The sequence below is a fragment of the Oerskovia sp. NPDC060287 genome (assembly GCF_042726775.1).
GTDB lineage: Bacteria > Actinomycetota > Actinomycetes > Actinomycetales > Cellulomonadaceae > Oerskovia > Oerskovia merdavium.
The window spans coordinates 1-5819 of record NZ_JBHXBO010000254.1 but is presented as its reverse complement, the minus strand read 5'-3'; the positions used below and the strand labels follow the sequence as shown (position 1 = coordinate 5819).

The 5819-nt window shown below is 73.6% G+C and carries 5 protein-coding genes; 4 read left to right on the top strand and 1 reads right to left on the bottom strand.

The window, feature by feature from the left end:
• Both ACFWFR_RS16830 and ACFWFR_RS16825 read left to right on the top strand, forming a co-directional pair.
• Positions 1-976, top strand: a 976-nt coding sequence (locus tag ACFWFR_RS16830) for a hydroxyacid dehydrogenase (RefSeq protein WP_377623758.1), incomplete at its 5' end; no start/stop codon positions are given.
• Positions 977-1066: 90 nt separating this feature from the next.
• Positions 1067-1642, top strand: coding sequence for a tRNA (cytidine(34)-2'-O)-methyltransferase (locus ACFWFR_RS16825; protein WP_377623756.1), 576 nt, complete (start codon positions 1067-1069; stop codon positions 1640-1642).
• A 46-nt stretch (positions 1643-1688) separates the two neighbouring features.
• Here ACFWFR_RS16825 and ACFWFR_RS16820 read toward each other — a convergent pair whose 3' ends face one another.
• The gene (locus tag ACFWFR_RS16820) at positions 1689-2225 is read right to left on the bottom strand and encodes a hypothetical protein (RefSeq protein WP_377623755.1); all 537 of its coding nucleotides are present in this window, start codon (positions 2223-2225) and stop codon (positions 1689-1691) included.
• A 237-nt stretch (positions 2226-2462) separates the two neighbouring features.
• Here ACFWFR_RS16820 and helR point away from each other — a divergent pair, with 237 nt between their 5' ends.
• Both helR and ACFWFR_RS16810 read left to right on the top strand, forming a co-directional pair.
• Positions 2463-4622 carry an RNA polymerase recycling motor ATPase HelR gene (helR, locus tag ACFWFR_RS16815; RefSeq protein WP_377623753.1) on the top strand — a complete coding sequence of 720 codons (2160 nt, stop codon included), beginning with the start codon at positions 2463-2465 and terminating at the stop codon, positions 4620-4622.
• A 141-nt stretch (positions 4623-4763) separates the two neighbouring features.
• Positions 4764-5750, top strand: a complete 987-nt coding sequence (locus tag ACFWFR_RS16810; RefSeq protein WP_377623751.1) for an aldo/keto reductase — start codon at positions 4764-4766, stop codon at positions 5748-5750.
• Positions 5751-5819: the final 69 nt, after the last annotated feature.

Here is a 5819-nt window from a genome sequence, read left to right as displayed (position 1 = left end):
GTTCTTCTCGCCCGCGGCGTGGGAGACGCTGACCGCGCTGACCGACGTGGTGCTCGTCGACGACCCGGCCACGCTGGGTGCGACGCTCGACGCCCGGGCGGGCGCTGCGTCGTCGGGCCTCTCGCACGCACAGGTGCTCGTCATCTCGTGGGGGACGCCGCGCCTCGACGCCGCGCTGCTCGACCACCTGCCGGACCTGCGCCTGGTCGCGCACACGGGCGCGAGCGTCAAGCCGTTCGTCACGCCCGAGCTGTTCGCGCGCGGCGTGCGCGTGACCCAGGCCGGGCAGGGCATGGCGCAGTCGGTCGGCGAGGTGTCGGTCGTGTTCGCGATGGCCCTCCTGCACCAGCTCCCGCGCTTCCACCACGGTCTCGCGTCGGGTGCCTCGTGGGAGGACGCCGAGGCCGCGCCGCCGCGGTACGAGATCGCGGGCACGCGCATCGGCGTGATCGGCGCGTCCCGGACCGGGCGGGCGGCGATCACCATGCTGCGCGCGCTCGGGGCCGAGGTAGTGGTCGCGGACCCGACCCTGTCGGCCGCGGACGCCCAGGCCCTGGGCGTCGCGCTCGTGAGCCTCGACGACCTGCTCGCGACGAGCCGCATCACCATGGTCCACGCGCCCACCCTGCCCGAGACGCACCACCTGGTCGGGGCGCGCGAGCTCGCCCTCATGCCCGACGGGGCGGGGCTCGTCAACACCGCCCGGTCGTGGCTGACCGACGAGGACGCGCTGCTGCGCGAGGTCGCGAGCGGACGGATCGACGCGGCGCTCGACGTGTTCGACGCCGAGCCGCTGCCCGTCGACCACCCGCTGCGGACCCTGCCGAACGTGCTCCTCACGCCGCACCACGCGGCCGCGACGGTCCAGGGTCGGCTGCGGCAGGGGTCGATCGTGGTCGAGGAGATCGGCCGCTTCCTCGCGGGCGAGCCGCTGCAGCACGAGGTCGACGCGGCCGCGCTCACGCGGATGGGCTGAACCCTCCGAGCGGGCCGCGGGACGGGCAGGGTCTGGAGGTCACGCCCGCCCCGGCCCGTCGGGCGGCGCCACGGTGGGAGAATCGAGACCATGCCCGACGACGCACCCATCACGTCCGTGCCCGCACCTTCGCCCGGGGTCACCGGTGCCGAGGACTGGCGCCCGCACCTCGGCACCGACGCCGAGCGCCCGGCCCCGACGCTCCCCCACCTCGTGTTCTTCGAGCCCCGCATCCCCGGCAACACGGGCAACGCGATCCGTCTCGCGGCCGTGACGGGCGCCCGCCTGCACCTGGTCGAGCCGCTGGGCTTCGACCTCGACGAGCCCAAGCTCCGCCGCGCCGGGCTCGACTACCACGACCTCGCCGCGATGGAGGTGCACGCCGACCTCGAGGCGGCCCTCGCCTCGATGCCCGACGCCCGGGTCTTCGCGTTCACGACCAAGGCCACCACGCGGCACACCGACGTCGAGTACCGCCCGGGCGACGTGCTGCTGTTCGGCCCCGAGCCCACGGGCCTGCCCGACGACGTCCTGGCGCACGCGCGCATCACCGACCAGGTCAAGATCCCCATGCTGCCCGGGCGCCGGTCGCTCAACCTGACGAACAGCGCGTCGATCGCGATCTACGAGGCGTGGCGCCAGACGGGGTTCGCCGGCGGGGTCTGACCTCGCGAGCCGTGGCCGGGCCGGGGGGCGGGAACGCCTCGAAGGATCAGCCGCCGACGATCGAGAGCTGACCGGACGGGACATCCTGGACGATCACCTGACCCGGCGCGCCGACCTGGGGGAACGCGAGGGCGACGACGACCGCCACCGCGACGACGCAGGCCGCCACGACGACGAGCCACCGAGATCCCGTCCGCCGGTCGGGTGCGAGGTCGTCGGACCGCCCCAGGGCGTCCAGGGCGCGCGCTGCACGGAGCACCGCCACGGTCAGCACCACGGCTCCCCCTGCGGCGGTCAGGGCGTGCGCCGCGGCCGCGCCGTTGGCGGCACCGTACTGCCACGTCGAGAGGTCGAGGTTGTCGAACCTGTCGACCGCGTACGCCTGGAACACCTGGGTCAGGAGCCTCAGCACGTACGAGACCCCGACCAGCAGGATCCCGACCGCCAGGAGGGGGAAGACCCGGCGACCGCGGGGCGTCGGGGGCGCGGGCTCAGCCGTCTCCGCGGCCGGGGAGTCCTCGTCCGGCTCGAGGTCGTCGAAGGTCTCTGCGTCGACGGGGACCAGCTCGATGGGATGCACCATCCGTGCATCCTGGCAGAAGCGACGCCCTGCGGGCCGGAGGTGCTGGGAACGGGGAGTGCTCACCCCTTCCACTCTCAAGATATAGCGCACAGGGGGCCTTGCGGCAAGGCCCCCGTCCTCCCGCAGAATGGTCGATCTCAGCCGCGAGCAGTGGGATGGAGAACCTCGGTCATGCGCGCCTCCTCGTCAGCGTTCCGGTCACCCCGCACCCGCACGAACCCGATCGGAGCCTCTCGCGTGCCCCCTCAGGACGACAGCCCGTTCGACCTTCCCGAGCGCCTCGCCGCGAAGGCGGACCCGGCCCTGATCGCCGCCGACGAGCGACACCTCGCCGCGGTCGCCGCGACCCTCGAGCACTCGGTCGCCGACCTGTCCGCGCGACTCGACGCCGCGCGCCGAGCCCCCGGCGGGTCCGGCACCGAAGCGCTCGAACGCGACCAGGAGATCCACCGGCTCAGCTCCCGGTTGCGTCTCCTGCAGAGGTACGGGATCGACCTGTGCCTGGGACGCCTGGTGCCGGCCGACGGGTCCGAGCCCGTGTACGTCGGGCGGCTCGGCCTGACCGACGCCGCCGGCCGACGCCTGCTGGTCGACTGGCGTTCGCAGCCCGCCGAACCGTACTTCGCGGCGACGCGTGCGCACCCCCTGGGTCTTGCGAGCCGTCGCCGGTACCGTTGGACGGGCGGGCGGATCAGCGACTACTGGGACGAGTCGTTCACCGCGGACGGTCACGACGACAGCGCCGCGCTCGACGACGAGTCGGCCTTCATCGCGAGCCTCGGCACCAGCAGGTCTCCCCGCATGCGGGACGTGCTGGGCACCATCCAGTCCGACCAGGACGCGATCGTGCGTGCCGACTCCCGCGGCGCCCTGGTCGTCGACGGCGGCCCCGGCACGGGCAAGACGGTCGTCGCGCTGCACCGCGCGGCCTTCCTCCTCTACTCCGACCCGCGTCTGGGGCACCACCACGGCGGAGTGCTCTTCGTCGGACCGCACGAGCCGTACCTCGCCTACGTCGCCGACGTCCTGCCGAGCCTCGGTGAGGAGGGCGTGCAGACGTGCACGCTGCGCGACCTCGTCCCCGAGGGGGCAGCGGCAGCGCCGGAGACCGACCCCGAGGTGGCTCGCCTCAAGGCGTCGACGAGCATGGTCGCGGCGATCGAGCCCGCGGTGCGGTTCTCCGAACGGCCGCCGACCGAGGGCATGGGGGTCGGCACCCCGTGGGCCGACGTCTGGCTCAGCACGGCCGACTGGGCAGAGGCGTTCGCGTCGCCCGACCCCGGCACCCCGCACAACGAGGCGCGCGACGAGGTCTGGGAGGCGCTGCTGACGATCCTCGTCGACAAGCACACCGACGAGACCGAGGACGTGCCCGAGGACCAGGTCCGCCGGTCGCTCCGTCAGAACAGGGACCTGGGCAAGGCCTTCAACCGGGCGTGGCCGCTCATCGAGGCGACCGACCTCGTCGCGGACCTGTGGTCGGTACCCGCCTACCTGCGGATGTGCGCCCCCTGGCTCACGCCCGCGGAGGCCCAGGCCCTGCAGCGCGACGACGCCCAGGCCTGGACCGTCGCCGACCTGCCGCTCCTCGACGCGGCGCACCAGCGCCTGGGCGACCCCGAGGAGTCGCGCCGACGACGCCGGAACCAGGCCGCCGCCGCGGCCGAGAGCGCGCGCATGGCCGACGTCGTCGACCACCTGATCGCGACCGACGACTCCGAGCTGCAGGTCATGTCGATGCTGCGCGGGCAGGACCTCCAGGGCGCGCTGGTCGACCCGTCCTCGCTCGAGACCGCGACCCCGGACCTGCTCGCGGGACCGTTCGCGCACGTCGTCGTGGACGAGGCGCAGGAGCTGACGGACGCCGAGTGGCAGATGCTGCTCCTGCGCTGCCCGTCGGGGAGCCTCACGATCGTGGGCGACCGGGCGCAGGCCAGGCACGGGTTCACCGAGTCGTGGGACGAACGGCTCGCCCGGGTCGGGCTCGACCGGGTCCGCTCCGCCTCGCTGAGCATCAACTACCGGACCCCGGAGGAGGTCATGACCGAGGCCGAGCCGGTCATCCGGGCCGCGCTCCCCGACGCCAACGTGCCGACGTCGGTCCGGCGCTCCGGGGTCCTCGTGGTGCACGGTGGCACGGCGGAGCTGGACGCGATCCTGGCGACCTGGCTCGCGACGCACGACGACGGCACCGCGTGCGTGATCGGCTCCCCCTCGTTCGCGGGCACGCCGCGCGTGCGGTCGCTGACCCCGGTGCTCGCCAAGGGGCTCGAGTTCGACCTGGTGGTCCTGGTCGACCCGGAGTCGTTCGGCGAGGGGATCGAGGGAGCGGTCGACCGCTACGTCGCGATGACGCGCGCGACCCAGCAGCTCGTGGTCCTCGCTGACGGTCGCTGAGCCCGGGGCACCCCGGCGGCCCGGCGGCGGGACACCGGACACCGCAGCGCCGAGGGAGGTACCGCCAGGAACTCCCTGCCTCGTGCCGACGCCCGTAGCGTCGAGGTGAACCGATCGTCAGCACGACCTCAGGAGGACCGCATGGAGAAGCGAACGCTGGGCCAGGGGCTCGAGGTGTCCGCGCTCGGGCTCGGTTGCATGGGCATGAGCCAGAGCTACGGACCCAACCCCGGTGACCGGGACGAGATGATCGCGGTGCTGCGTGGCGCCGTCGAGCGGGGCGTGACGTTCTTCGACACGGCCGAGGTCTACGGCCCGTACGTCAACGAGGAGCTCGTGGGCGAGGCCCTCGAGCCGCTGCGCGACCAGGTGGTCCTCGCGACCAAGTTCGGCTTCGACATCCGCGACGGGCGGTCCGTCGGGGTCGACAGCCGCCCCGAGCAGATCCGCCGCGTCGCCGACGCGTCGCTCGCGCGCCTGCGCACCGACCGGATCGACCTGTTCTACCAGCACCGCGTGGACCCCGCGGTGCCCGTCGAGGACGTCGCGGGCACGGTCGCCGAGCTCGTGGCCGAGGGCAAGGTGGCGCACTTCGGGCTCTCGGAGGCCGGCGCCGGCACCATCCGCCGTGCCCACGCGGTGCACCCCGTGACCGCGCTGCAGAGCGAGTACTCGCTGTGGACCCGGGAGATCGAGGCCGAGATCCTGCCGACGCTCGACGAGCTCGGCATCTCGCTCGTGCCGTTCAGCCCGCTCGGCAAGGGCTTCCTGACGGGCACCGTGGACACCTCGACCGAGTTCACCCCGGGGGACGTCCGCACCCTCATCCCGCGCTTCAGCGAGGAGAACCGCGCCGCGAACCAGGCGCTGGTCGACCTCGTCAAGGAGGTCGCCGCAGCCCACCGAGCGACCCCGGCCCAGGTCGCGCTGGCGTGGCTGCTGGCCCAGCGGCCGGACATCGTCCCCATCCCGGGCACGCGTCGGCTGTCGCGCATCGAGGAGAACCTGGGCGCGGTCACGCTCGACCTTCCCGCGGCCGACCTCGCGGCGCTGGGCGAGGCCGCCGAGCGTCTGGGCGTCGCCGGGGCACGCTACAACGAGGCGATGCAGGCGATGACCGGGCTGTAGTCGGCGCCGACCGGCTCGCAGACGCTGAGTGCGGAGCTCTTGTGCGACACGCCTGGCGTGTCGCACAAG